The sequence below is a fragment of the Pseudomonas silesiensis genome, from assembly GCF_001661075.1.
GTDB classification, from domain to species: Bacteria; Pseudomonadota; Gammaproteobacteria; order Pseudomonadales; family Pseudomonadaceae; genus Aquipseudomonas; species Aquipseudomonas silesiensis.
Map to the genome: position 1 here is coordinate 4,590,624 of NZ_CP014870.1, position 23,935 is coordinate 4,614,558.

Below are 23,935 nucleotides of genomic sequence, written 5' to 3' on the forward strand. Positions count from 1 at the left end.
TTGATTGATACGCCGCTATCGCGAGCAAGCTCGCTCCCACAATGATCTCTATTTCAAATGACGATGGCTTTGGACTGCAGAACCGAGCACCACTGCCCCCGCCCCGATCGCCACCCAAAACCCGCTGCGGGCGCCAAAGGCATCGATCAGCCACCCCGAACCGGCCGCGCCGATCGCCACGCCGATACTCAACCCGGTCACCAGCCAGGTCAGGCCTTCGGTGAGCTTGGCCGGTGGCACGATCTGCTCCACCAGGGCCATCGCAACGATCAAGGTCGGCGCGAAAAACAGCCCGGCGACGAACACCGCCAGCGATAACCCGAGAATGTTCGTCGCCAGCAGCAGCGGCAATGTGGTCACCGCCGTCGCCACCCCGCCGTACAGAAACAACCGAGGCAATGGCACCTTCGAACGCAAGGCGCCGAACGCCAGTCCCGCCAGACACGAGCCAATCGCATACACCGACAGCACAATGCTCGCCGCCGCCGGTTGGCCCTGGTGCTGGGCGAAGGCGACGCTGACCACATCGATCACACCGACGATGGTGCCCATGGCCACCATCAACAGCACCAGCCATTGAATCTCGCGGGAACGGATGATCGAACCTTGATGATGTTCCTCATGAGGATGCACCGGCGGCTCGGTGTCGCGTTGCAGCACAAACGCGGTGACCCCGATCGCCAGCATCAGCAGCGCCGCCAACGGCCCGGCCTCGGGAAACGCCACTACGCACAGCCCCACCGACAACGGCGGCCCGACGATAAAGCAGACCTCGTCGAGCACCGACTCCAGGGCATAGGCGGTTTGCAGTTGAGGTTGGCCGCGATACAACTCGGTCCAGCGGGCCCGTACCATCGCCGACATGCTTGGCATGCAACCCGCCAGCGCGGCAAACAGGAACAAGGTCCAGTTCGGCGCTTGCAAACGGGTGCAGAGCAATACCAGCAGCAACGCCCCGCCGCCGATCAGCGCAGAAACCGGCAAGATCCGCCGCTGCCCGAAACGGTCCACCAGGCGCGAAACCTGCGGTGCGCAAAATGCCGTGGCCAAGGCAAACGTGGCGGCTACCGCGCCCGCCAACCCGTACCCACCCTGCAGTTGCGAGAGCATGGTGATCAGGCCGATGCCGGTCATGGAGATGGGCATGCGCGCGATCATGCCCGCCATTACAAAAGCGCTGGAGCCAGGGGCTTTGAATAGCTCGCGGTAGGGGTTTGCCATGGGGTGCAGGTCTCGACAAGGGACTGCAAGTTGCCATATGGCTGATCCAGGGGAAAGCAGGTAATTGTTGGTTGAATGTGAAGGCCCCTTCGCGAGCAAGCTCGCTCCCACAGGGGTCGACTGTGAACGCACGATTGGCGAGCACTGGAGATTAACTGTGGGAGCGAGCTTGCTCGCGAAGGGGCCAGTGCAGTCACCAAATGAACTCTCTGCCGCTCACACCAGTCAGCTACTTAGGCCCTCAACTCAAGGCGCTGACGTTCATGCAGCTTTCCCTCGCTCAACAAGTCGCCCTGGTCACCGGCGCCAGTTCCGGCATCGGTGCCGCGGCTGCCAAGGCCCTGGCCGCTGCCGGTGCCGCGGTGGTGATCAACTACCATTCCCAGGCCGAACCCGCCGAAGCACTGGCCCGGCAGATCAATGATGAAGGTGGCCGCGCCATCGCCATCGGTGCCGACGTTTCCAAAGAGGACGACGTCGAACGACTGTTTGCGCAAACCCTTGACGCCTTCGGTTATCTGGACATTCTGGTGGCCAATTCCGGTATGCAGAAAGACGCCGCCACCGTCGACATGACCCTCGCCGACTGGAACCAGGTGATCGGTGTCAACCTCACCGGGCAGTTCCTCTGCGCTCGCGCCGCCCTGCGCATTTTCAACCGGCAAGGTGTTCGCGAAGGCGTGTCCCGGGCCGCCGGCAAGATCATCCACATGAGCTCGGTGCACCAGCGCATCCCCTGGGCCGGTCACGTCAACTACGCCGCGTCCAAAGGTGGCGTCGACATGCTGATGCAGACCCTGGCCCAGGAAGTCAGCCACCAGCGAATCCGCGTCAACGGCATCGCGCCGGGGGCCATCCGTACGGCGATAAATCATTCCGAAACCGCAGGCGACGCCGAGCGAGAACTGCTCAAGCTCATCCCTTATGGCCGGGTCGGCGAGGTCGAAGATATCGCCAGTGCGGTGGTCTTCCTCGCCTGCGATGCCTCCGACTACATCGTCGGCACCACCTTGTTCATCGACGGCGGCATGAGCCTCTATCCGGAGTTTCGCGGCAATGGCTGATTATCAACTTGAACGACAAAGCGCCATCGACGCCCACGGCATCATCGGCGACATGTGCAGCGCGGCGCTGGTCAACGACAAGGGCAGCGTGGACTTTTTCTGCTGGCCCGAGTTCGACAGTCCGTCGATCTTCTGCTCGCTGCTGGACACGCCCGAGGCGGGCATTTTCCAACTGGCGCCAGACCTGCCCGGCGCCCGCCGCGAGCAGATTTACCTGCCGGACACCAATGTCCTGCAAACCCGCTGGCTCAGCGACCGCGCGGTGGTGGAAGTCACCGACCTGCTGCCCATCGGCGACAGCGAGGATGATCTGCCGGTGTTGATGCGCCGGGTTCGGGTAGTCAGTGGCCAGGTAACCATCCACATGCGCTGCGCCGTGCGTCATGACTACGCCCGCGCCAAAACCCGCGCGCGCATGGATGACCGACACGTGACCTTCGCGGCCGCCAACCAGCCGTCCCTGCGCCTGTCTTCAGACCAGGTGCTGCGTATCGAAGACAATGCGGCAGTCGCCGAATTCACCCTCGAACAGGACCAGAGTGCCGAGTTCCTGCTCGGCGGCATCGATGATCCGCGATTCAAGGAAGGAGGTGCCACGCTGTGCCTGGAACGCACCCTGAAATACTGGCGCGACTGGTCCGGCCAATCCAGTTACCGGGGGCGCTGGCGGGAGATGGTCAATCGCTCGGCCCTGGCCCTGAAGCTGCTGACCTCGCGCAAACACGGGGCAATCGTCGCTGCCGCCACCTTCGGTCTGCCGGAAACGCCTGGCGGCGAGCGCAACTGGGATTACCGCTACACCTGGATCCGCGATGCGTCATTTACCGTCTACGCCTTCATGCGCCTGGGATACGTCCAGGAAGCCAACGACTACATGCGCTGGTTGCGCGGGCGGGTCAGCGACTGCCAGGGCAAGCCGATGAAAATCAACATTCTGTACGCCATCGACGGGCGTCAGGAGTTGCCGGAAACCGAACTGTCGCACCTGTCCGGCCATGGCGGTGCGGTGCCGGTGCGCATCGGTAATCAGGCTTATGATCAGATCCAGCTCGACATCTTCGGCGAGTTGATGGACGCGGTGTACCTGGTCAACAAATATGGCGATGCCATCTCCCATGAGGGCTGGAAACACGCCGTGGAAGTGGTCGATCAAGTCTGCGAAACCTGGCAGCAAACGGATGTGGGCATCTGGGAAATGCGCGGTGAGCAACATCACTTCCTGCACTCGAGGCTGATGTGCTGGGTGGCGCTGGACCGCGCCATTCGCCTCGCCTCCAAACGCTCGCTGCCTGCCCCATTCGCCCGCTGGGACCAGACCCGACAGGCGATATACGCCGACATCTGGGAAAATTTCTGGAACGAAGAGCGCGGGCATTTCGTCCAGCACATTGGTGGCACCGCCCTCGATGGCTCGATGCTGCTGATGCCCCTGGTGCGTTTCGTCAGCGCCAAGGATCCGCGCTGGCTGTCGACCCTGCAAGCCATCGAAAAAACCCTGGTGCGCGACGGCATGGTCTATCGCTATCGCAACGAAGACAGCGGGATCGACGGCCTCGCCGGCGCCGAAGGCGCCTTTGCCGCCTGCTCGTTCTGGTACGTCGAATGCCTGGCCCGGGCGGGCCAGGTGGAAAAAGCGCATCTGGAATTTGAGCAACTGCTGAGGCTTGCCAATCCGTTGGGGTTGTATGCCGAAGAATTCGACAGCCATGCCCGGCACCTGGGCAACACACCGCAAGCGCTGACGCATCTGGCGCTGATCAGCGCGGCGTGTTTTCTGGATCGGAAATTGAGTGGGGAGAAGAATAACTGGCAGCCGTGAGACCGGGTCGCCCCCTTCGCGGGCAAGCCACGCTCCCACAGGTTTTACGTCGTTCGCAAATAACAGGTTCGACACAAACCCTGTGGGAGCGAGCTGCTCGCGAAGAGGCCATAAGCCTCAACATAAAACCAACTGAATGCCACTGTCCGCTAAACATGCCGGGAACGTGGCTTTTTACACGAAGAACTTAAACACGGCTCACCTGAAAAAAAATCACCTCGCCTCAGGCTTGTGCTGGCCGGCCTACAAAATTTAAACAGAACTTGCTCTTTACCTACGCGACATCGGGTTCCAGCCCCTCGGAAATACCTGGTTGCCAGCCGCCCCATCCCTCCCTAACATCCACCTTCAACGGGCACAGCGGAGCTGTCCAACAAAACCCGAATTCAAGGAACCAGAATGACCCAGCGCATCCACCGCAGCATCGACACCCCACTCCGGTCAGGCCTGAACCGCGACGAACTGTGGGAAGCCGCCGACAAAGGCCTGATCAAATGCTGGGAAATCGGCCGCCAACGCGCCGCCCGCTTCCCCGACCTCGCCCAACGATGCCTCGCCGATGAATTGCCGGTGCTGGGCTGGAAAGGTGGCGTCAGCCGCAGCCTGAAAAAACTCGAAAAATACGGATCCCTCAAATATCTCGCCCAGTGGCAGGGGTTGCGTGGCGAGGATCTGGATATCGATCTGAGTGAAGAACGGGCATTGACCTGTTCCAGGACCAACATGGTGGTGACCTTTACGCCGGATCGGTCGAAGTATTTCAATCAGGTGGCAGAAGCCGAAGTCTGACGGTCGTTGAGGAACCAGGTGTGTCTGCTAACCCGGTTACAGGACCCTTGGGGCAATTGCATAGGGCTCAAGCAATCATCTGTTCAAGGCATTACTGGATCGGCTTGAGCGCTGACGGAAAAACGCTCGCGATAGGCCTGCGGCGTTACCCCCATGGCTCGCAGGAAACTGCGCCGAAGCGTCTCTTCGCTGCCGAACCCGCACTGCATCGCCACCCGTTTGATCGGTAGACCGGTGTCGCCGAGCAGGCGCCGGGCGGTTTCGACGCGGATCAGTTCGATCGCCCGGGCCGGGGTTTGGCCGGTGTCTGTGCGGTAGTGGCGCACGAAGCTGCGTTCGCTCATGCCGGCTTGCAAGGCCAGGCTCGGAATGCCGAGGTCTTTGGTGAGGTTTTCGCTGATCCAGGCGTGAAGGTCGTCGAAACGGCTGCCTTCCTTCTGCAAGGACAAGGTCACGCTGAACTGCGACTGGCCCCCTGGACGCTTGAGGAACACCACCAGTTGGCGGGCGACTTCAAGGGCCATGGTGCGGCCGAGGTCTTCCTCGACCATGGCCAGCGCCAGGTCGATACCGGCAGTGACGCCGGCCGAGGTCCACACCGGGCCGTCGTTGATGAAGATCGGGTTGGGCTCGACGCGCAGGCGCGGGTGCATTTGCGCCAACTGCTCGCAGCGGGTCCAGTGGGTCACGACCCGCCGACCATCGAGCCAGCCGCTGGCCGCCAGCAAAAACGCGCCGGTGCAGACCGATGACACCCGTCGACACTGCGTGCCGTGTTCACGCACCCAAGCCACCAGCGACGCATCGTCCGCCGCCGCATAGACTCCCCAGCCCCCGGCGATGATCAGGGTGTCGCTGGCCTCCCCGGCTAACGGCTCGGCCAGCAACGCCAGCCCTGCCGACGACATCACTGCCCCGCCGCCGCTGGCGATGACTGTCGGCGCGTAGGGCGGCGGTAAACCTTTCTGGCGGGCGATGTCGTTGGCCGAGGCGAACACTTGCAACGGGCCGGTGACATCGAGCAGTTGCACGTTGGGAAATGCGAGTACGCGGATGGTTTTCGGCATTTTGGCGTAATTCGTGGGGTGATTGGCGTATACGCCAAAGCCTACGAGCCTAAAGTGAAGCCGTCCACCCACTTCCTGAGAAAAAACACCATGACGTTGCAGATCGGTTTTCTGTTGTTCCCCCAGCTTCAGCAACTGGACCTGACCGGCCCTTATGACGTGCTGGCCTCGCTGCCGGACGTGAAGGTGCATTTGATCTGGAAGGACTTGGTGCCGGTCACCGCAAGCACGGGCCTGATGCTGAAACCGTCCGTCACCTTCGATGATTGCCCGGCGCTGGATGTGATCTGCATTCCCGGCGGCAGCGGCGTCGGGCCGTTGATGGAGGATGACGAGACGCTGGACTTCATCAGGGGCCAGGCGGCCAATGCGCGTTATGTCACGTCCGTGTGCACCGGTGCACTGGTGCTCGGTGCAGCGGGTCTGCTCAAGGGCAAGCGTGCCACGACTCACTGGGCCTACCACGACCTGCTAACACCATTGGGAGCCATTGCGGTGAAGGACCGGGTCGTACGCGACGGCAATCTGCTGACCGGTGGCGGGATCACCGCAGGGATCGATTTCGCCCTGACCCTGGCCGCTGAATTATTCGATCAGGACACGGCGCAGCTGGTGCAACTGCAACTGGAGTACGCGCCGGCGCCGCCGTTTGCTTCGGGCAGTCCTGAAACCGCCCCGGGCAGCGTGCTGGAGCAAGCCCGGCAACGTGCGGCCGGTTCGTTGAAACTACGCAGCGAAATCACCGCACGAGCAGCCGCAAAGCTCGATCAGATGCCAGCGCGCTGATCCACTCTGCCCGGCAGTCAGTCATGCCTGCCGGCGCTTCCGGGCCAGTTTGATGCACAGAGGACTTTCCATCGCACACAAAAAAACCCGCCTAAGCGGGTTTCTCAAGACCATACGACATCCTGTCTACGGCCATCCAGGCCTATGGTCGATCATCCGTGATCCTGAGTGCATCCTGCTACTCAGTTGATGGATCCAGAATATGCGTCTTGGTGAAGCATAAACAGAGGACATAACAGCGCTCTGGTGTAAGCGATTGACCATTCGGCAACGAATCGCATGTGACCGTTGTGGGAGCGAGACCGGTTGCCGGCGATGGACTCAAGAGCGGCGCGTTCTTCCAGACAGCACGCGTTATCGTTGACGTCCATCGTCGAAACGCCGCCCGGAGCAAGCTCGCTCCTACAAGGGACGTGGCAACTTTCCAATGGACGAAAAAAAACCCGCCGAAGCGGGTTTTTCCCAAGACCATTGCCGACTCCCTGTCGAGAGCGAATCCTTGCTGATGGCCGATCGTCCGTGATCCTGAAGCGCTTCCTGTGCTTCAGTTGATGAGGTGAGATTACGCTTCGGATCCAATCTGGAATAGACGACATCGTTACTTTCGCGTGTAAGACATTCGCTATACCCACGCTGTCGAGGGCATCCCGCGTTCTCTATCATTGAGGCTCTCGAGCCTTGGCAGCTTCGGCCAGAAACTGTTCAATGTTGTTCAACTGTTCCTCCCAGCCCCGGCTGTCCATGCGAAATGCCTTTTCCCGGCGCGACTGGGGAATATGATCAAAACCGGACTCGGACACCTTCAGCAACGTGCCTTCCGGGTGATCTTCCAGCTCGAACTTCACCAGCGTGGTCGGCTCCTGGGAATAGTCGATTTCCGGTTTCACCGCATACGGGTGCCAGCGAAAGGAAAATACCCGCTCGGGCTCGACCCGTTCGACCAACACATTCCACAATACGTGCTCATAACCGGGGTAGGTGACCTGCCCCTGGGTCCATTCGCCGGCGACAAAACGCTTGCCTTCCAGCGCCACGCCAAACCACTGGCCGAACGCTTCGGCATTGGCCAGCACGCGCCACACGTGGGTACGCGGGGCTTTGAGCAGGATCTTCCTTTCGATGCGATCTGATGCTGGATTCATAAGTCACCTCCTGTACTGAACAGTAGGCCTGTAAGACCACAAGACCAACCCTAAGTTGAATCAATCGGGCTGCGCAAGCAACCCTGTCTGTAGTATTTGGCTGCATTTACGGCGGTAAGTTCGCAATTTACCTGCACTTCTCATTACAGCACAGGGGGAAAACCAGGGGTTGGCCACCTGCTTCGCTACACTGCCCTCTATTTCCATGCCCACAGCGAGAATCTTCATGCACCCACTCGTACTTCTGGCGTTGTCGCCTTTGCTGTTCACCCCCCTTGCCCATGCCGTGGACTGCGACAATGCCGCGGATCAGGCCACGATGAACCAGTGTGCGGCGCAGCAGCACAAGGCGGCGGACAAGGAGTTGAATGCGCTTTACCAGCAGATCACTGCGCGCTTGACGGCCAATCCGGATAGCAAAAAACTCATGGTCAGTGCTCAGCGCACGTGGATTGCGTTTCGGGATGCCGAGTGCAGGTTTTCGGCTTCCGGGGTGGCGGGTGGCAGTGCTTATCCGCTTATCTACGGCAATTGCATCACTGACCTGACCAAGGCTCGGGTGGAGACGTTCAAGAATTACTTGAAGTGTCAGGAGGGGGATTTGGGGTGTCCGGTGCCAGGGGCTTGATGTTGCGGCGTCTGTGAGGGCCTCATCGCGGGCAAGCCCGCTCCCACAGGATCTTCAGTGTGATCACTATTGTGTGAACACCATGGAACCCTGTGGGAGCGAGCTTGCTCGCGATGGCGTCAGCTCAGGCGGCGCAATTACCGGACAAATATCTGCGCGGTGGTGATCGCCATATCCCCACCCGGCAATTTGATGCTGCCGATCTGCTTCATGGTCTCGGGATCGAAGATCGCCACATCGTTGAACGTCCCGGCCAGGTAGATCTTGCTCCCGTCCTTGTTGAAGGAAATGCAGTAGTAGGAGTGATCCAGCGTTGCCGCCTGGAGCATTTTCTTCTGCTTGATGTCGTACTTGACCAGGCGGTTGAGTACGCCGAACATCAGGTTCGGATCCTTCGGTGAGCGCATGCCGCTGAAGTAGATTTCCGTCAGCGGGCCGAAGTCGGTGGTTTCGGTCTTGCCGGTTTTCAGGTCGATGCTGAACAGCCCGTACAGGTACTCGGCGGTGGCCGGGTCCTGCTTTTTGTCCTTGAATTTCGCCGTGGTGTACAGCAGCGAGAAATCATGCCGATACGTCTGCTGGTTCCACACGTAGAGCACATCCGGTGCGCTGTAGTTCGGGCGTTTCCAGTGGCGGCTGGGGATCAGCACGTCGAATTTGCCGGTATTCACGTCGACCTTGTAGATATCCGCCCCCGCCACATACAGCGTGCCGTCGTCGCCACTCTGCATGATGGTCAACTGCCGTGGTGCCGGGAAGCTGCGCAGCGGCTTGGCGTCCAGGCCGGCGTCGGTGGCGTAGACGTCCAGCCTCGGCTGTTGCACTTCGTAGCGATCGTTGAGCATCAATGTCGGGTTGGCGATGGTGAACAGTTCCTTGCCGTCGTGACTGACGGTGAAGGCGAACATGGACCTGGCTTTTTCCCCCGGCTTCTGGGTAATGCTGGCGTGGAACACCTGCTTGCAGCTGTCCAGCTCGACGCCGTAGACATCGGCATAGTGGTTGTTCAGCACGTAGGCGGTCTTGCGGTCCGGCGACAACTGCACGCTGCCGGGACCAAAGGCGTCGGGCATCTTGCAGGTCTTGAACAGCGTGTCCGTGGCCAGGTCGATCACGTGCAGGTTGTTCGGGTAATTGGTGGTCACCATGTACTCGTGACCGGTTTGGAGCGCAGTGTTTTCATCCGCCAGAACGTTAAGCGAACAGGCGCTCAGGATGGCGAACGCGGCCAGGCCGCAGGCTTTGATGCTGTGCATGCTGGAATCCTTCTTCTCTGTCCGGTCATTTGTCTTTTGGAAAGACAGTCCCGAGGTTGCGCCAATTGTCGTTGGACGCCTGGGCATCCTTGTTCCAGTCCGGGTAGGTGCTCATCATGTCGGGCACCTGGGCCGGCCACCAGCAAGGGTCGGAGCAGCCATACAGGTCGGCTTCCATCGGCTGGCACAGCGACGACACGCCGCCAAAGGCGTCGATTTCCCAGCCCGGATCGGTGGTCGAGGCACAACCGGCGACGGAGCTCATCGCCACCACTTCTTCGATGCGGTTTTCGGCCGCGGCTTCATCGAGTTTCAGCGCCTTATTATTGATTGCCTTGAGATGTTTCATATCAGTGAGCCTTGCGCGGAGTGATGTAGCTGCTGATAAACGCAGGGTTGTGGGCCATGATCCGGGTGTAGACCTCGATGCCGAAGTCGACCCAGTCACGCATCAGTTCGCAGTAGTGATAGGTCGGATGGGTCGGGTCGCCGTAGCGGGCGTAGCTCTCGTGATAGCAGCCGCCGGAGCACAGGTTGCGGATCTGGCAGTCTTCGCAGCCGGTGTTGGTACGGTCCAGGCGCTGGGACAGGAAGTCGTTCAACTCGACCTGTTTCACACCGCTGTGGACGTTGCCGAAAGTCGGCAAGGATGAACCGGTAAAGCGGTGGCACAGGTTCAGCTCGCCCTTGTGATCCACGGCCAGCATCTTCAAACCGGCGCCGCACGGCAGGGCTTTCTTGTGGCCTTCGTGGATGTCGGTGATCAACTGGTGCAGGTTGGAGAACCCGATGTTGCGGTGCTCCAGCGCCGCTTCCAGGTAACGTCGGCCAAGTTTCTTCATGTTGGCGAAGACTTCGATCAGCTCGTCACTGGAAAGGTTGAAGGTGCTGATGTCCCCGGAAGTCACCGGGGCAAACCCGACTTCGGCAAACCCCAGTTCGTTGAACAGGTGATCCCAGATGGTTTCGACGTCGGTAACGCCGGTGGTCAGGGTCACCCGCGCACCGACCGGACGGCTGTTGTAGCGCGACAGCAGCATCTCGGCCTTGCGTCGCACCACGTCGTACGTCCCCTGCCCGCCCACGGTGATGCGGTTGCGGTCGTGCACGGTTTTTGGTCCGTCGATGCTGACGGAGAGCCCGAATCGGTGGGCATTGAGATAGTCCACGGTTTCTTCGGTGAGCAGCGTCGCGTTGGTGGTCATCACGAATTCGACGAACTTGCCCGCTTCGCGGAAACGCTTCTCGCAATAGTCGACCATGTACTCGATCAGCTTGCGATTGCTCAGCGGCTCGCCGCCGAAGAAGACCACGGTGAAACGCTCCTCGTCCGGGGATTCGCGCAGCAGCATTTCCACCGACGCCACTGCCGTATCGATGTCCATCTTCTTGCCGGCCGACGGCTTGTCCAGGTCTTCCTTGTAGCAGTAGGTGCAGCTCAGGTTGCAGCCGGTGTTGACGTTGAGCACCACGGTATTGATCGCCGTGCGCTCGACCCGCTTGGTGCCGATGTCGGGGGTCAGCGGCGAGCCGTCGCTGACCAGTTCCAGGGACATCAACTCGCGCAGGGTCTCGGTAATTTCTTCACCGTTGAAGCGCGCGGCCAGGCGCTGGATCAGGTCTTCCGAGGAACAGCCGGGACCGCGCAAGGTGTCGATGATGGTGCCCGTCAACTCATCGCTGGCGAACAGCGAACTGCTGGGGATGTGGAACAGCATGCGGTCGGCGTCGACGTGCACTTCGTGCAGGTTGCGTTCGACCAGATTCAAGATAGCGCCCATTGCAAACCTCCTGTGCAAACCCCGTTTGACGGGGCTTGCGGTCATTCCGAAAAGTGTCTGAAAACCGATGGAATCGGCCAACTCATGGAATGGGTGGATTGTTCCAGCGTTGCACGGTGACGATCATCTGGCCTTCGCCGGTCAGGGATTTCCCTGCGTCGTCGACAGCGGCGATCACCTTGAGGTTGCCGGCATTGTTGGTGGACATTTTGCGTTGCGGGTTCGGCCCGGCATTGCCCGGGGTGAACACGCCGCTGTCGGCCTGCATGGTGCCGGCGAACTTGACGTCTTCATCTTCCCTGGCGCGATCGTCGAAGGCTTCGACCGACCACTGCGCCGGGAACACGCCGATACGGAACGGCTTGCCATCGGTGCCCTTGCCCCAGGCTTCGGCATCGAAGCGACCCTGGACTTTCGGCGTCGAACCACCGCCGTCACCAATGCGCGCCGCCGAGAACTCGGGCACGACCTTGACTTCGGCGATCTTGCTGTAGACCGACAGGGTCGGGCCTTTCAGCGTGCCCACGGTGACGTTGCGCAGACCCGGCTGGGCCTTAGCGGCGGCCTTGAGCTTGAGCTTGATCCGTTGCGGGCTCTGCTCGAGGACTTCGACCACTGTCACACCTTTGCCAAAATCTGGCTTGCCGGTGAGACCGCTGCCGATCAGGGTGACTTCAGTCTCGGTGCCAGCCTTCAGGTAACCCGGCTGCACCGACAGCAGGCGACTGCTGCCCTGCTTGGCGGCAACGAAGTCGAGACCGCGCTCATCGTGCTCCGCTTCGAACATCCGACCCTGCATCGCGCTGCCTTGGGCGGCGAACACCTGGCGCATGGTCACGCCGTCGATGGTCACGTTGCCGCGCCATTCGTAGCCGGTGTAGAGAATCGCGCTGCCGTCGCCGTTGAACGGGCTGCCGTCGGCGTATTGGCCTTTGACGCTGACCTTGAACGTGTCTCCCGCATCGGCGGTGACGCTCATCACCCCCGCCAGCTCGCCTTTGCCCGGCAAGTGGCCACTGAAACTCCAGTCGCCCACCAATGTCTCGGCTTTCGGCGCGCCGGCTTGCCATTTTTTCCAGGCCGGGTTGTCCAGCGGATAACGCTTGGCCAACAGCGGCACCATTTCCTTGCGGGCCAGGTCGAACCAGTCGCGGTCACGGGACAGGGCCTGGTATTCCAGGGACGGCCATTGGCCGAGGTGGAAATTCACCAGACGCTCCCATTCCTGGGCCGGACGCCGTTGCAGGGCAACCCGCGCACCGGAGTGGCAGCGGCCGCACATCTGGCTGAGCTGGTCGTCGAATTTCTCGACGGTATTGAGCCGCCGCTCCAAGGCATAACGCACGCCGTCCGTTTCACTGGGTGCCAGGCCCTGGGTGTCAGCCAGGTATTTGACCAAGGTACGGCGGTCGTCATCGCTGATCTGCAATCCATGCATGACCTGCATGCGGGCAATGCTCATCAGCCAGCCTTCCGGGGACTTGCGCTGGTGACTGATGCGGCTCAGGGCGTTGTCTGCTTCAGGGGTATGACAGCCCTGACAGGTTTCCTTGAGGATGGTCTGGGCGTCGCGAGCTGCCAGGCTGTCAGGCGAATGCAGCGCCACGCAGGCCGCCACGGCCAACAGGCTGGCACTCAGGCCTGATCGGAGTTTTCTCTTCATCAACGTCGAACCTCGCACGGTGCTTTCTTATTTTTGTGGCTATCGTTTTTATGGTTTCTGCCGTCGGCGGCGAACCGCTGACGGAGGCAGGAGAAACGTCTGCGATGAGCAATACACGGAGCGTGCCAGCTTGCCGATACCCTTTTTTATCAAGTAGTTACGTGAAGACAAGGGCAGCCGGTCGCCTCTGGACGAGATCGGCAGCGTCTAATATCGCGACAGCTGTTGCACTCTGAGACAGCATAGATGCCGCCACCGGGACAGTTCATCGCCCGAGGATTGACGGCAATCCCCACCGAGCGCGAAATGGGTATTCACCGATTGCCTACAGGGGATCCAAAATGGCAAGCATCACTGTCCTGGCGGGGGACTTTCTGCAGGGTGATGGAGAGTACATGGACGGCGTTTTCACCCTCAGGACGTCGCTTCACCCGTGGCCCGGCATTACCCTGCCGCTCTCTTCATTCAAGAGCGTAGAAGTCGCCAATGAGGGGTCGATCAACAACATCAAGGATGCCATCGGCTTCGGCGTCGCCGGCGCCATGCTGCTCGGTCCCATCGGGGCCATTGCCGGTTTCATGTTGGCCGGCAAGGAAACCGAGGTGACTTTCCTGGCAACGCTCAAGGATGACAGGAAGCTGCTCGCTGCCGTGGATGGCGACACATTCGACGAGATCTACCGGAGGTTTTCCGCCTGATCGGTCAGCGTGGGCCGCACCGTTTCCCGATGGTGCGGCCTGACGCCTATTCAGATGGTATAGGTGGGATTGATGCTTTTGTGCGCCTCGATTTCCTGCCGCATGTCCGCCACCAGCGACGCGATGGCATGGGGACTGTCCAGGGTCCACAGGGGAACATGGCTCGCTACCAGATCCACTTTGCCCGTCATGCAGTCGCAGACCCGAATGGTCAGGGATTGGTCTGCCTCCATGACGCACGTGCATACGGCGGGCAACATTTTGTGTTCGATGATGCTTTGAATTTCCAGGGTTGAAAGGAACATTACTACCTCCCTCGCGCCAGATGGGGTGCCGGATGAACGGTCGGTCATTTCATCCACCGAGCCAGAAAATTCTATTCCTCAATGGTGGAGGTCTCAAGGTTGTAACAGGTTGCTCGTCGTCTCAGCCGCTGTCGCGATTTGCGACAATTTGCCCTTGCCGCCAGTCCCTCCCGTCACCTGCCTACCCTGAGTATCAAGGCTGCCAGGCCCTTTGATGCACTTGGCACAGCCATTGCGAAAGCCCTGTTCTCACGAACAACAAGAGACTTCGCCATGTCCCTCCCCCACCTGCTTCCCGCCACCTCGGCATTCATCCAGCGCGCCCCGCGCATGCTTATCGGTGGTGACTGGGTCGAGGCCGCCGACGGCCAGACCATGCCCCTGCACAACCCAGCCACCGGCGAAGTGCTGTGCGTAGTGCCACGGGCCACACCCGAGGATGTCGACCGTGCCGTGCTCGCCGCCCGCCAGGCGTTCGACGATTCGGCCTGGACCCGCACCCGGCCGCGGGAGCGACAGAACCTGTTGTGGAAACTGGCTGACCTGATGGAGCGCGACGCCGAACTGCTGGCGCAACTGGAATGCCTGAACAACGGCAAGAGCGCTGCGGTCGCCCAGGTCATGGACGTGCAGTTGTCCATCGACTTCCTGCGCTACATGGCCGGCTGGGCGACCAAGATCGAAGGCTCCAGCGTCGAAGTGTCGATGCCGTTGATGCCCAATGATCAATTCCACAGTTTCATCCGTCGCGAAGCCGTGGGCGTGGTCGGGGCCATCGTCGCCTGGAACTTCCCGCTGCTGCTGGCCTGCTGGAAACTCGGCCCGGCCCTGGCCACCGGCTGCACCGTGGTGCTCAAGCCCGCCGACGAAACCCCTTTGAGTGCATTGAAACTCGCCGAACTGGTGATGGAAGCCGGGTACCCCGCCGGCGTGTTCAACGTGGTGTCCGGCACCGGCATCACTGCGGGCTCGGCGCTGACCCACAACCCGCTGGTGGACAAGCTGACCTTCACCGGTTCCACCGCCGTGGGCAAGCAGATCGGCAAGATCGCGATGGACTCCATGACCCGGGTCACCCTGGAACTGGGTGGCAAATCACCTACCATCGTCATGGCCGATGCCGACCTCAAGAGTGCCGCCGCGGGCGCTGCCAGCGCGATTTTCTTCAATCAGGGCCAAGTCTGCTGTGCCGGGTCGAGGCTGTATGTGCAGCGCAAGCATTTCGACAATGTGGTGGCGGACATCGCCGACATTGCCAACGCCATGAAGCTCGGCAACGGCCTGGACCCGAGTGTCGAGATGGGGCCGTTGATCTCGGCGCGCCAGCAGGAGCGGGTGTACCGCTACATCGAAATGGGCCGGGAAAGTGGCGCGACCATCGCTTGCGGCGGCGAGCAGTTCGGGCCGGGGTTCTTCGTCAAGCCGACGGTGATTGTCGATGTCGATCAGAAGCACTCGCTGGTGCAGGAAGAAATCTTCGGCCCGGTGCTGGTGGCGATTCCGTTCGATGACGAAGCCGATGCGTTGCGCATGGCCAATGACAGTCCCTATGGGTTGGGGGCGAGCGTCTGGTCCAATGATCTGGCGGCGGTGCACCGGATGATTCCGCGGATCAAGTCAGGTTCGGTGTGGGTCAACTGCCACAGCGCCCTGGATCCGGCGCTGCCATTCGGCGGGTACAAGATGTCGGGGGTCGGGCGGGAAATGGGGTATGCGGCAATCGAGCATTACACCGAGTTGAAGTCGGTGTTGATCAAGCTGTGAGCTGTCCCCTGTGGGCATGGCAACGATAACGGGTTCGACTGAGTGAACGCGCGCCCCTGTAGGAGCGAGCTTGCTCGCGAAGGACGTCAACGATAACGCGTGTTTACTGGTTAAACGCGGCGCTCTTGAGACCATCGCGAGCAAGCTCGCTCCCACAGGGGACGCGTTTGTTCAGGAAGAACGCGTTATCGTTGACGTCCTTCGCCGGCAAGCCGGCTCCTGCAGGGGATCGCGTTTATTCAGGAAAAACGCGTTTCCATGGTGAATCAGAACGGCAGTTTCATGCCCGGTGGCAGTTGCATGCCCGCGGTCATGCCGGACATCTTGTCCTGGCTGTTGGCTTCGATCTTGCGCACGGCGTCATTGACGGCGGCGGCGAATACCGCCTCCAGCATTTCCTTGTCGTCTTCGCTCAGGCCTTCGACCAGGCTTGGGTCGATGGTCACGCGCTTGACGTCGTGACGACCGGTCATGACCACGGTGACCATGTCGCCGCCGGCTTTACCGGTGACTTCAGCGTTGGCCAGTTCTTCCTGCATCTTGGCCATCTTTTCCTGCATCTGCTGCGCCTGCTTCATCAGGCCGGCCATGCCACCCTTCATCATGGTAATCACCTCAAAGTACTTGGATAAAAATCGCGCCCGGCCGTTGGGGCCGAACGCCTTCAGTTATTAGCCCTGACTGACCAGGGCTTCGACAGGTTCAATAGTATCGTTACGGACCACCGCACCGAACTGCTGCATCATTTGTTGGATGAACGGGTCACCGTGGATCGACTCTTCGGCCTCGCGCTGGCGATTGGCACGACGACGGGATGCGGCCTGGGCCGGGGTTTCCTGCTCAGGCTTGATCAGCTCCATGGTCAGGGTCAGCGTACGCCCGTGATGCTGGTTCAATGCATCGTTGAGGCGACGTTGCTGGGTCGCATTGAACAGGGCGCTGTGGGCCGGGTCCAGGTGCAATAGCCAATTGTCGCCATCGACGGCGATCAAGGTGCAGTTGGCGGCGATGCTCCCGGTCATGCCGGAGATCGGCAATTTCGGGAACAGCTCCAGCCATTGCAGGGCCAGACCGGTCGCCGGCATGGCGGCCGGTTCGGGCTCGGGCTCCGGAGCCGGCTCGGCGGCATGCTCGCTGGCCAGTTCGTCCAGGTAGCTGTAGGACGAATCCATGTCCGGCTCGATGTAGTCCTCGTCCAGCGGCGGCTCGTCGTCCAGGTCCATGCCCGGTGTCGCCGCGTCGACTTCGCTCACGGAGGGTTCCGGGATCGGCGCAGCGGCCCATTCCGGGGCATCCGGCACGACGCTGTCGGGCGTCGGCAATGGCATCGGCGGTAATTCGGGTTGTTCAGCGGCGGTGTCCAGAACCGGTTCGATCGCGGGTTGCTGGACGACTTCGGGTTCTACCGGATCGTTCCATGGCAGGTCGACGACGGTGTCGACCGCTACCGCCTCGATTACCGGCTCGGGCACGGCTATCGGTGCAACCGCTTCCGGCACCGGAGCTGGAGCTGGAGTTGGAGCAGCCGCTACCGACGCAACCGCCGGTGCAACCGGTGCCGAAACGACCGGTGCAACTGCCGCAGGCACGACCGGTGCAGCCACTCGCGCGGCAGCCACTGAATGGGCGGAATCAACTGTGGCCTGGCTGATCCCTACTGTCTTTAGCGGCTGCCTCGGAGCGTCCTCGGTGTCTGCCGGCCTGAAGGCGAGCATGCGCAGCAGGACCATTTCGAAACCACCCCGGGGATCCGGCGCCAGCGGCAGATCGCGGCGACCGATCAGGCCCATCTGGTAGTAGAACTGTACGTCTTCGGCCGGCAGGGCCTGGGCCAGTGCCAACACCCGATCACGGTCGCCGTGACCGTTGTCGACGCCTTCAGGCAAGGCCTGGGCGATGGCGACACGGTGCAGCACATTGAGAATTTCCGAGAGCACGCCATTCCAGTCCGGGCCCTGTTCGGCCAGGTGCCGCACGGCTTCGAGCAACGCCTTGGCGTCACCCTCGATCAGCGCATGCAAGACGTCGTAGACCTGACCGTGATCGAGCGTGCCGAGCATGGCCCGCACGTCGGCGGCCATGACCTTGCCCTCACCGAACGCGATCGCCTGGTCGGTCAGGCTCATGGCATCACGCATCGACCCATCGGCGGCGCGGCCCAGCAACCACAGCGCATCGTCTTCGAACGGCACGTTCTCGACACTCAGCACGTGGGTCAAATGCTCGACCACGCGCTCCGGCGTCATGTTTTTCAGGGAGAACTGCAGGCACCGCGACAGAATCGTTGCAGGAAGTTTCTGCGGGTCGGTGGTGGCCAGGATGAACTTGACGTAGGGCGGCGGCTCTTCGAGAGTCTTCAACAGCGCGTTGAAAGAATGGCTGGACAGCATGTGCACTTCGTCGATCAGGTAGACCTTGAAGCGCCCGCGGCTCGGCGCGTACTGCACGTTGTCGAGCAGCTCGCGGGTATCCTCGACCTTGGTCCGGCTCGCGGCGTCGATCTCGATCAGGTCGACGAAACGGCCTTCATCGATCTCACGGCACACCGAGCACTCGCCGCAAGGCGTCGATGTGATACCTGTTTCACAGTTCAGGCATTTGGCGATGATCCGCGCAATGGTGGTCTTGCCCACGCCGCGGGTACCGGTGAACAGATAGGCATGGTGCAACCGTTGGCTGTCCAAGGCATTGATCAGAGCCTTGAGCACATGGGTCTGGCCGACCATTTCGCCGAACGAGCGCGGGCGCCATTTACGTGCAAGAACCTGATAACTCATGGAAAACCGTCGCAACGAAGGAACACAAGCGGCTAATGCTAGCGGAGCAAGGCCAAAATTGCATCCGGTGCGCTCGTCTAATCTGGCTAAGATGCACTTTGGGGGGCTTTTATCAGCCAGGGATTGTTCAGGACCGGAGCGTTTATGCGGCTTGCCTTGGGGGCATGGCTCTTGATGAGCCTGAGTGCGGCGGGCGCCGAAATGCCGCTGCGCTTCGTGGTGCCCGACAGTTGGGCAATGCCGATGATCCAACTGGAACGCGGCCGCCCGACCCAGGGCATTCTGCACGACGTGATGGTCAGCCTGGCGACCCAGGTCGGGGTACCGGCCGAATTTCACGTATTGCCCCGGGCACGGGTGCAAAATGCCATGGAACACGGCGAAGTCGACGTCCGCTGCTATGCGGCGCAGTCCTGGCAGCCGAATCAGTCCTGCGACTACATCTGGAGCATCCCGCTCTGGACCCAGCCCGACGTGCTGATCAGCCGGCCCGCCCCATTCATCCTCGTGGTGCCGGCGCAGTTGCCACGACAATCCATCGGCACGGTCCATGGCTACAGCTACCCGACCCTGCAACCGCTGTTCGACACAGGCCGGCTGCTGCGCGAAGACGCGCGCAATCAGGAACAGGTGCTGGAAAAACTGCAGGCCGGACGCTATCGCTATGCCGTGAGCAACCAATGGACCCTGGACTGGTTCAATCAGCGTCTGTTGCCCGATCGGCAATTGCAGGGCGTGGCGGTGCTACAGGTGCAGAGTGTCGGTTGCTACGTGCGCAATGATCCGAAAGTGCCTGTGCAGCGCATTTTGCGCACGTTGTTGCAGATGAAAATGTCCGGGGAGATCGATGACATTATCCGGCTTTATGTCGGTGGCGAGCCTGCAAAACCTTGATCTGTGGGAGCGAGCCTGCTCCGGGCGGCTTTCGCCGGCAAGCCGGTCTCGCTCCCACATTTTGATCTTCGTATGCCTGGTAGCGAGGTTCAGGCTGTCTGCTGCAGTACCCGCCATTGCAGCGGCGCAACATACCCTTGCACCCAGGCCGGCACTTCTGCCGGCGGCATCGGCCGCGCTATGCAATGGCCTTGGGCAACGTCGCAACCCAGCCGCAGCAGCAATTCACCCTGCTCGATACTGTCCAGGCCTTCGGCGATCACCTGCCGCCCGAACGCCCGGGCCAGGCCAATGACCGCCGTGGTCAGCGCCAGGTCATCCCGATCATGGAGAATGTCGCGGACAAAGGACTTATCGATCTTGATGGTCTGGGTTCGCAATCGCTTGAGGTAGCTCAGCGACGAATACCCGGTGCCGAAATCCCCCAGTGAAAACTGCACGCCCAAGGCCTGGCAGGCCTGCAGACAGGTACTGACATGCTGAATATTCTCGACCGCCACTGACTCGACAATTTCCAGGTCGAGCATCTGCGGTGCAACCCCGGCGTGCCGGGCGAGCATCTCACCCAGCCGGTCGACGAAATCCGCCCGCTGAAAATGGCGCGCCGCGATATTGATGCTCACCGGCCAGCCCTGCCCCCCCTGATGCCAGCGGTGCATCTGCAAAAGCACTTGATCCATGACCCATTCACCAATATCGATGATCAGGTCCGTCTCCTCGACCAACGGTAGAAAATTGCGTGAGGGCACCATGCCGTCCTGGGGGTGTTCCCAGCGCAACACTGCCTGGAAACCGACAACCTCGCCCCGGCGCATGTTCACCCGAGGCTGGAAGTGCAAACGCAATTCACCCGCCAGCAGCGCCTGACGCACTCGCTCGATGGTCTGGTGCGTGACCTTGACTTCCCGATCCCGGATCACGTCGAACAGATGAAAACGATTGCGTCCGCCCTGCTTGGCCAGGTACATCGCCTGATCGGCGTGACGCAGCAGGGTTCCGGCATCTTCGTTGTCGTGAGGGAACAGCGTGACGCCAATACTGGCGAACACATTGAGCTCTTTGCCGTGCAGCGTGTACGGCGCCGAAATCGCGCCCAATACCCGGTTCAGCGCCGCGCGCAGTTCCGGCAGATCACGCACATAACGCAGCACCAGCACAAACTCGTCACCGGCCAGCCTGGCCACCACGTCTTCACCGCGCACGATGCTGCGCAGTCGCTTGGCTACTTCCACCAGCAACAGGTCGCCACTGGCATGCCCGTAGCCATCGTTGACCGCCTTGAAGCCGTCGAGATCGACCATGCACACCGCCAGCGGGATGTTTTCCTGGCGCGAGAACTCGAGGGCCTGATCCAGCAAATCCGAGAGAAACGCGCGATTGGGCAGTCCGGTCAGCACATCGTGACCGACCCGCCATTGCAAGGAGTGCAGCAGTTGACGTTTTTCACTGATGTCGAAACGAATCGACAGGTAACGATCAACCTTTCCGGTAGCGTCATCAAGTACCGGCACCATGGTGCTTTCGACCCAATACAGGCTGCCGTCCTTTGCCCGATTGCAAATCTCACCTTTCCAGACACTGCCCTGCGCGATGGTACGCCACAGGCCAGCGAAGAATTCAGCCGAGTGCAGGCCCGAGTTGAGCAAACGATGGTTCTGCCCCAGCAGTTCCTCGCGGCTATAACCGGACACGGCACAGAACTGATCATTGACGTAGGTGATCCGGCCGCTCAGGTCCGTCTCGGAAAAAATAGCGGCTGCATCCACCGCCCTGCGGTATTTCTCATCCATGAGTCAGGCTCGTTGTGGCTAGCGGTGGCACCGCTCGACCAGTGCAGGATGCCCGGAAGAGATGTTTTGTGATGGATTGCGCAGAAACACGTGGTCACTCCATGAACAGCGTTTGATGGCCCCGGACAGCCGAAGATCACCTAATCTGAAAGGCCGTGCGAAAGGACAAAAAAGACCAATTCAGCTAGCATTTCTACAAGGTTCAAGCGCGGCTTTGGGTCTGCCTGCTTGCCCTGAATGAGAACGCATGCTGGCTTTTTAGCATCGCGCCCGCGTTCAACAAAAGGTCATCGAAAGTCTTTTCGGATCGGCAATTCTACGAAATGCATCACATTTTGCAAGACAAGGTGATGGATCATGCGGTTGTCATGAACCGAAATCTATCGTTAAGTTCTTGATTCCAAATGGGAATTAAGCGATGCACATTTCAAGTTTGGGTCCAGCCATCCGGCGTTACCGCAAGGTCGCGGGGCTTACTCAGGCTGAACTCGGCGAAAAAACCGGTTTTGACCCCAAAACCATCAGTCGCTTCGAAACCGGCACCTATACCCCCAGCGTGGACGCCCTGTTCCTGCTTTCCGAGGTGCTGGGAGTGAAGCTGAAAGCCTTTTTTGCCGATCCGGGCGATGAAGATGAACAGCGGGCGTACCTGTTTGGCGTCATTCATAAAGCCAGCCCAAAGGAACTGGGAAAGCTGATTGCGGCGGTCGATCAGGCCTTGTCCAAGCCTTAGTGCCAGGAATGGAAAAAGGAGGCCGACTTGTTGGTTCGACAGGTCGGCCTCCTTTTTCAGGTATGACTTCAACAACCGGAAACGACAAAAGATCCGCCCTGGACGATATCCATGGCAGAGCAACAGGAAAGTGGTTTTAAGCAGATAACGCGAGAGGGATTCGCGGCCCGTTAAGGTGGTAACCCCACCAGCCACACCCCGGCACACAATGTTCCCGCTGTGGCTGCTTCCTTCCGGATCTGACCAGGTTCACGGGTAATCGTTGCGGGGGGACCGATGGGGTCACCATAACGACGCTCACCTGACGGCGAGCCGCGCCATTGTACCTATCTGAGACGAAGTTACAACCGTTCGTGCGGATTAAAAAATATGAGGCCGCTCAAGGACATGCAGCGGCCTGTAAAACCTTACGGTGCCAATACCTCATCCGCCCTGCCGCCCTCCTGCTGGATCACCAGGTGGATGAAGTGCAGTTTGGCGATCACCGCCGGTGGCAGGACGAAGGGATAGAAATCCGGTTGACCCATGCTGCGCGACAGTTCGTTGAGCATGCCGGCCAGTTCGATCCAGGCGTTGACGAATGACAGGAACGCCGCCCCGCCGGGATGCTGCGGGTCGTAGAGGGTGCTGGAGGGAAATGGCTGGTAGTCGAAGTCCAGTTCCCGGGCGCTCATGCCGAACCCCAGCGCGGTGTCCACGGCGTCCATCATGTGCAGGTAGTGTGCCCAGGTTTCCGCCCAGTCCTCCCAGGGATGCATGGTCGCGTAGGCGCTGACGTACTGCTGTTGCCAGTCGAGCGGCGCGCCTTGTTGATAGTGCTGCTCGAGGGCCTCGGCGTAGCTGGCGCGTTCGTCGCCGAACAGGCCGCGGAACGGTTCCAGCCAATGGCTGTTGGCGATCAGCCGGTCCCAGTAGTAATGCCCGACCTCGTGACGAAAGTGCCCAAGCAGGGTGCGATACGGTTCGTGCATTTGCACCCGGACCTGTTCGCGGTGGGCGTCGTCGGCTTCTTTGATGTCGAGGGTGATCAGGCCGTTGGCATGCCCCGTGGTCGGGGGTTTGCCGTCAAGGTCTACTCCGATGAAATCGAAGGCCAGGCCAGCCTCCTCGCTGAAGGTTTTGGGAAGCACCTGCAAACCCAGGCTGATCAATTGCGCGACGAGACGCCGCTTGGCGGTTTCGACCTTGCGCCAGCGTTCGTGGTTTTCGGCAATCGACAGGTCGGGAATGGTGTGGTTCAGGCTGCAGGCAATGCATAGCGCGTCATGGTCGTTGGCCGGGAGCAGCCAGTTGCAGGCGGCCGGGGAGTCGAGATTGGCGCAGCGGCGGAACACGCCCGCCTCGGGATCGGCGTCGAGCAGCCAGGTGTCCGCCTGCTGGCCCGGTTGCAGCGAGGACAGGCGGCTCTGCTCGGGTTGATACCCCAGCGCCGCCGAACAGGCCAGGCACTGGCTGTTGCGAAAGAATAACGACTGCCCGCAGCGGCACTGCCAGACTTTGCTGTTGCGCGAGCTCTCGGCCATGAAAGGCGCGGCGATGCGTGAGCTGAGCTGTTCGAAGAAGCGGTACATGGCGATCTCTCCCTGGGACTGGCCAAGACTAGATCATGAATAGGTATCGATCGTTCCCGCTTTTTGTGACAGGGCTGGCATCGCCTTCGCCGGCAAGCCGGCTCCTACAGGGGTTGGCGTTGACCAGAATTCATCTGTATCCCGGTGATCTTGCAGGAGCTGGCTTATCGGATCGCCGCACCGCAGC

Annotated in this window: 21 protein-coding genes and 1 other RNA gene; 9 read left to right on the top strand and 13 right to left on the bottom strand. The window is 60.7% G+C overall.

All coding sequences use genetic code 11. From position 1 onward, the window contains the following. Positions 1-48: 48 nt before the first annotated feature. Positions 49-1,221, bottom strand: coding sequence for an MFS transporter (locus PMA3_RS20205; RefSeq protein ID WP_064678841.1), 1,173 nt, complete (start codon positions 1,219-1,221; stop codon positions 49-51). Between the two features lie 263 nt (positions 1,222-1,484). Between PMA3_RS20205 and PMA3_RS20210 the strand changes: the two genes are divergently transcribed. From PMA3_RS20210 to PMA3_RS20220, 3 genes are all read left to right on the top strand, one after another. Then, complete coding sequence (locus tag PMA3_RS20210; RefSeq protein ID WP_064678842.1) at positions 1,485-2,285, top strand: glucose 1-dehydrogenase; 801 nt, start codon at positions 1,485-1,487, stop codon at positions 2,283-2,285. After that, complete coding sequence (locus PMA3_RS20215; RefSeq protein ID WP_064678843.1) at positions 2,278-4,104, top strand: glycoside hydrolase family 15 protein; 1,827 nt, start codon at positions 2,278-2,280, stop codon at positions 4,102-4,104. Before PMA3_RS20210 ends, PMA3_RS20215 begins: the two co-directional genes overlap by 8 nt. A 399-nt stretch (positions 4,105-4,503) precedes the next feature. Beyond that, complete coding sequence (locus PMA3_RS20220) at positions 4,504-4,893, top strand: hypothetical protein (RefSeq protein ID WP_064678844.1); 390 nt, start codon at positions 4,504-4,506, stop codon at positions 4,891-4,893. An 83-nt stretch (positions 4,894-4,976) separates the two neighbouring features. On the opposite strand, the gene PMA3_RS20225 is transcribed toward PMA3_RS20220, so the two are convergent. Beyond that, positions 4,977-5,960, bottom strand: coding sequence for a GlxA family transcriptional regulator (locus PMA3_RS20225; RefSeq protein ID WP_064678845.1), 984 nt, complete (start codon positions 5,958-5,960; stop codon positions 4,977-4,979). A gap of 90 nt (positions 5,961-6,050) precedes the next feature. Here PMA3_RS20225 and inhA point away from each other — a divergent pair, with 90 nt between their 5' ends. Beyond that, a complete protein-coding gene (gene inhA / locus PMA3_RS20230) occupies positions 6,051-6,746 on the top strand; it encodes an isonitrile hydratase (RefSeq protein ID WP_064678846.1) in 696 nt (231 codons plus the stop codon). Positions 6,747-7,405: 659 nt separating this feature from the next. On the opposite strand, the gene PMA3_RS20235 is transcribed toward inhA, so the two are convergent. Further along, positions 7,406-7,888: an SRPBCC family protein gene (locus PMA3_RS20235; protein WP_064678847.1), complete on the bottom strand. Its 483-nt coding sequence runs from the start codon at positions 7,886-7,888 to the stop codon at positions 7,406-7,408. 226 nt (positions 7,889-8,114) lie between these two features. Here PMA3_RS20235 and PMA3_RS20240 point away from each other — a divergent pair, with 226 nt between their 5' ends. Then, positions 8,115-8,516 carry a lysozyme inhibitor LprI family protein gene (locus PMA3_RS20240; RefSeq protein ID WP_064678848.1) on the top strand — a complete coding sequence of 134 codons (402 nt, stop codon included), beginning with the start codon at positions 8,115-8,117 and terminating at the stop codon, positions 8,514-8,516. 137 nt (positions 8,517-8,653) lie between these two features. Here PMA3_RS20240 and peaD read toward each other — a convergent pair whose 3' ends face one another. From peaD to peaA, 4 genes are all read right to left on the bottom strand, one after another. After that, positions 8,654-9,772 carry a quinohemoprotein amine dehydrogenase subunit beta gene (gene peaD / locus PMA3_RS20245; protein ID WP_064678849.1) on the bottom strand — a complete coding sequence of 373 codons (1,119 nt, stop codon included), beginning with the start codon at positions 9,770-9,772 and terminating at the stop codon, positions 8,654-8,656. A 25-nt stretch (positions 9,773-9,797) separates the two neighbouring features. Further along, positions 9,798-10,121: a quinohemoprotein amine dehydrogenase subunit gamma gene (qhpC, locus tag PMA3_RS20250; protein WP_008027961.1), complete on the bottom strand. Its 324-nt coding sequence runs from the start codon at positions 10,119-10,121 to the stop codon at positions 9,798-9,800. A 1-nt stretch (position 10,122) separates the two neighbouring features. Further along, entirely contained in the window at positions 10,123-11,553 is a 1,431-nt protein-coding gene (gene peaB / locus PMA3_RS20255; RefSeq protein WP_064678850.1) for a quinohemoprotein amine dehydrogenase maturation protein, read from the bottom strand. A gap of 82 nt (positions 11,554-11,635) precedes the next feature. Further along, complete coding sequence (gene peaA / locus PMA3_RS20260; protein ID WP_064678851.1) at positions 11,636-13,216, bottom strand: quinohemoprotein amine dehydrogenase subunit alpha; 1,581 nt, start codon at positions 13,214-13,216, stop codon at positions 11,636-11,638. Positions 13,217-13,557: 341 nt separating this feature from the next. Between peaA and PMA3_RS20265 the strand changes: the two genes are divergently transcribed. Beyond that, a complete protein-coding gene (locus tag PMA3_RS20265; RefSeq protein WP_064678852.1) occupies positions 13,558-13,914 on the top strand; it encodes a hypothetical protein in 357 nt (118 codons plus the stop codon). Positions 13,915-13,964: 50 nt separating this feature from the next. Here the strand turns inward: PMA3_RS20265 and PMA3_RS20270 are convergent, their stop codons facing one another. After that, complete coding sequence (locus tag PMA3_RS20270) at positions 13,965-14,219, bottom strand: DUF1652 domain-containing protein (protein WP_064678853.1); 255 nt, start codon at positions 14,217-14,219, stop codon at positions 13,965-13,967. A 273-nt stretch (positions 14,220-14,492) separates the two neighbouring features. Here PMA3_RS20270 and PMA3_RS20275 point away from each other — a divergent pair, with 273 nt between their 5' ends. Then, positions 14,493-15,983 (top strand): aldehyde dehydrogenase family protein, encoded by a 1,491-nt coding sequence (locus PMA3_RS20275; RefSeq protein WP_064678854.1) that lies wholly within the window; start codon positions 14,493-14,495, stop codon positions 15,981-15,983. A 266-nt stretch (positions 15,984-16,249) separates the two neighbouring features. Here the strand turns inward: PMA3_RS20275 and PMA3_RS20285 are convergent, their stop codons facing one another. Continuing rightward, complete coding sequence (locus tag PMA3_RS20285; protein WP_008028561.1) at positions 16,250-16,588, bottom strand: YbaB/EbfC family nucleoid-associated protein; 339 nt, start codon at positions 16,586-16,588, stop codon at positions 16,250-16,252. Positions 16,589-16,654: 66 nt separating this feature from the next. Then, positions 16,655-18,760 carry a DNA polymerase III subunit gamma/tau gene (dnaX, locus tag PMA3_RS20290; RefSeq protein ID WP_064678856.1) on the bottom strand — a complete coding sequence of 702 codons (2,106 nt, stop codon included), beginning with the start codon at positions 18,758-18,760 and terminating at the stop codon, positions 16,655-16,657. Positions 18,761-18,904: 144 nt separating this feature from the next. Here dnaX and PMA3_RS20295 point away from each other — a divergent pair, with 144 nt between their 5' ends. Further along, the gene (locus PMA3_RS20295) at positions 18,905-19,654 is read left to right on the top strand and encodes a substrate-binding periplasmic protein (RefSeq protein WP_064678857.1); all 750 of its coding nucleotides are present in this window, start codon (positions 18,905-18,907) and stop codon (positions 19,652-19,654) included. Positions 19,655-19,743: 89 nt separating this feature from the next. On the opposite strand, the gene PMA3_RS20300 is transcribed toward PMA3_RS20295, so the two are convergent. Next, positions 19,744-21,444, bottom strand: a complete 1,701-nt coding sequence (locus PMA3_RS20300) for a putative bifunctional diguanylate cyclase/phosphodiesterase (RefSeq protein ID WP_064678858.1) — start codon at positions 21,442-21,444, stop codon at positions 19,744-19,746. A 418-nt stretch (positions 21,445-21,862) separates the two neighbouring features. Between PMA3_RS20300 and PMA3_RS20305 the strand changes: the two genes are divergently transcribed. Beyond that, positions 21,863-22,177, top strand: a complete 315-nt coding sequence (locus tag PMA3_RS20305) for a helix-turn-helix domain-containing protein (RefSeq protein ID WP_064678859.1) — start codon at positions 21,863-21,865, stop codon at positions 22,175-22,177. Between the two features lie 182 nt (positions 22,178-22,359). Here the strand turns inward: PMA3_RS20305 and ffs are convergent. Both ffs and PMA3_RS20315 read right to left on the bottom strand, forming a co-directional pair. After that, positions 22,360-22,456: signal recognition particle sRNA small type (gene ffs, locus PMA3_RS20310), an RNA gene on the bottom strand. Between the two features lie 128 nt (positions 22,457-22,584). Further along, positions 22,585-23,748: a zinc-binding metallopeptidase family protein gene (locus PMA3_RS20315; protein ID WP_064678860.1), complete on the bottom strand. Its 1,164-nt coding sequence runs from the start codon at positions 23,746-23,748 to the stop codon at positions 22,585-22,587. Positions 23,749-23,935 lie beyond the last annotated feature (187 nt).

Excerpts from the sequence above, each read along its gene's own strand:
- PMA3_RS20205 (WP_064678841.1), bottom strand. The coding sequence starts at position 1,221 with ATGGCAAACCCCTACCGCGAGCTATTCAAAGCCCCTGGCTCCAGCGCT.
- PMA3_RS20210 (WP_064678842.1), top strand. The coding sequence starts at position 1,485 with ATGCAGCTTTCCCTCGCTCAACAAGTCGCCCTGGTCACCGGCGCCAGT.
- PMA3_RS20215 (WP_064678843.1), top strand. The coding sequence starts at position 2,278 with ATGGCTGATTATCAACTTGAACGACAAAGCGCCATCGACGCCCACGGC.
- PMA3_RS20220 (WP_064678844.1), top strand. The coding sequence starts at position 4,504 with ATGACCCAGCGCATCCACCGCAGCATCGACACCCCACTCCGGTCAGGC.
- PMA3_RS20225 (WP_064678845.1), bottom strand. The coding sequence starts at position 5,960 with ATGCCGAAAACCATCCGCGTACTCGCATTTCCCAACGTGCAACTGCTC.
- inhA (WP_064678846.1), top strand. The coding sequence starts at position 6,051 with ATGACGTTGCAGATCGGTTTTCTGTTGTTCCCCCAGCTTCAGCAACTG.
- PMA3_RS20235 (WP_064678847.1), bottom strand. The coding sequence starts at position 7,888 with ATGAATCCAGCATCAGATCGCATCGAAAGGAAGATCCTGCTCAAAGCC.
- PMA3_RS20240 (WP_064678848.1), top strand. The coding sequence starts at position 8,115 with ATGCACCCACTCGTACTTCTGGCGTTGTCGCCTTTGCTGTTCACCCCC.
- peaD (WP_064678849.1), bottom strand. The coding sequence starts at position 9,772 with ATGCACAGCATCAAAGCCTGCGGCCTGGCCGCGTTCGCCATCCTGAGC.
- qhpC (WP_008027961.1), bottom strand. The coding sequence starts at position 10,121 with ATGAAACATCTCAAGGCAATCAATAATAAGGCGCTGAAACTCGATGAA.
- peaB (WP_064678850.1), bottom strand. The coding sequence starts at position 11,553 with ATGGGCGCTATCTTGAATCTGGTCGAACGCAACCTGCACGAAGTGCAC.
- peaA (WP_064678851.1), bottom strand. The coding sequence starts at position 13,216 with ATGAAGAGAAAACTCCGATCAGGCCTGAGTGCCAGCCTGTTGGCCGTG.
- PMA3_RS20265 (WP_064678852.1), top strand. The coding sequence starts at position 13,558 with ATGGCAAGCATCACTGTCCTGGCGGGGGACTTTCTGCAGGGTGATGGA.
- PMA3_RS20270 (WP_064678853.1), bottom strand. The coding sequence starts at position 14,219 with ATGTTCCTTTCAACCCTGGAAATTCAAAGCATCATCGAACACAAAATG.
- PMA3_RS20275 (WP_064678854.1), top strand. The coding sequence starts at position 14,493 with ATGTCCCTCCCCCACCTGCTTCCCGCCACCTCGGCATTCATCCAGCGC.
- PMA3_RS20285 (WP_008028561.1), bottom strand. The coding sequence starts at position 16,588 with ATGATGAAGGGTGGCATGGCCGGCCTGATGAAGCAGGCGCAGCAGATG.
- dnaX (WP_064678856.1), bottom strand. The coding sequence starts at position 18,760 with ATGAGTTATCAGGTTCTTGCACGTAAATGGCGCCCGCGCTCGTTCGGC.
- PMA3_RS20295 (WP_064678857.1), top strand. The coding sequence starts at position 18,905 with ATGCGGCTTGCCTTGGGGGCATGGCTCTTGATGAGCCTGAGTGCGGCG.
- PMA3_RS20300 (WP_064678858.1), bottom strand. The coding sequence starts at position 21,444 with ATGGATGAGAAATACCGCAGGGCGGTGGATGCAGCCGCTATTTTTTCC.
- PMA3_RS20305 (WP_064678859.1), top strand. The coding sequence starts at position 21,863 with ATGCACATTTCAAGTTTGGGTCCAGCCATCCGGCGTTACCGCAAGGTC.
- PMA3_RS20315 (WP_064678860.1), bottom strand. The coding sequence starts at position 23,748 with ATGTACCGCTTCTTCGAACAGCTCAGCTCACGCATCGCCGCGCCTTTC.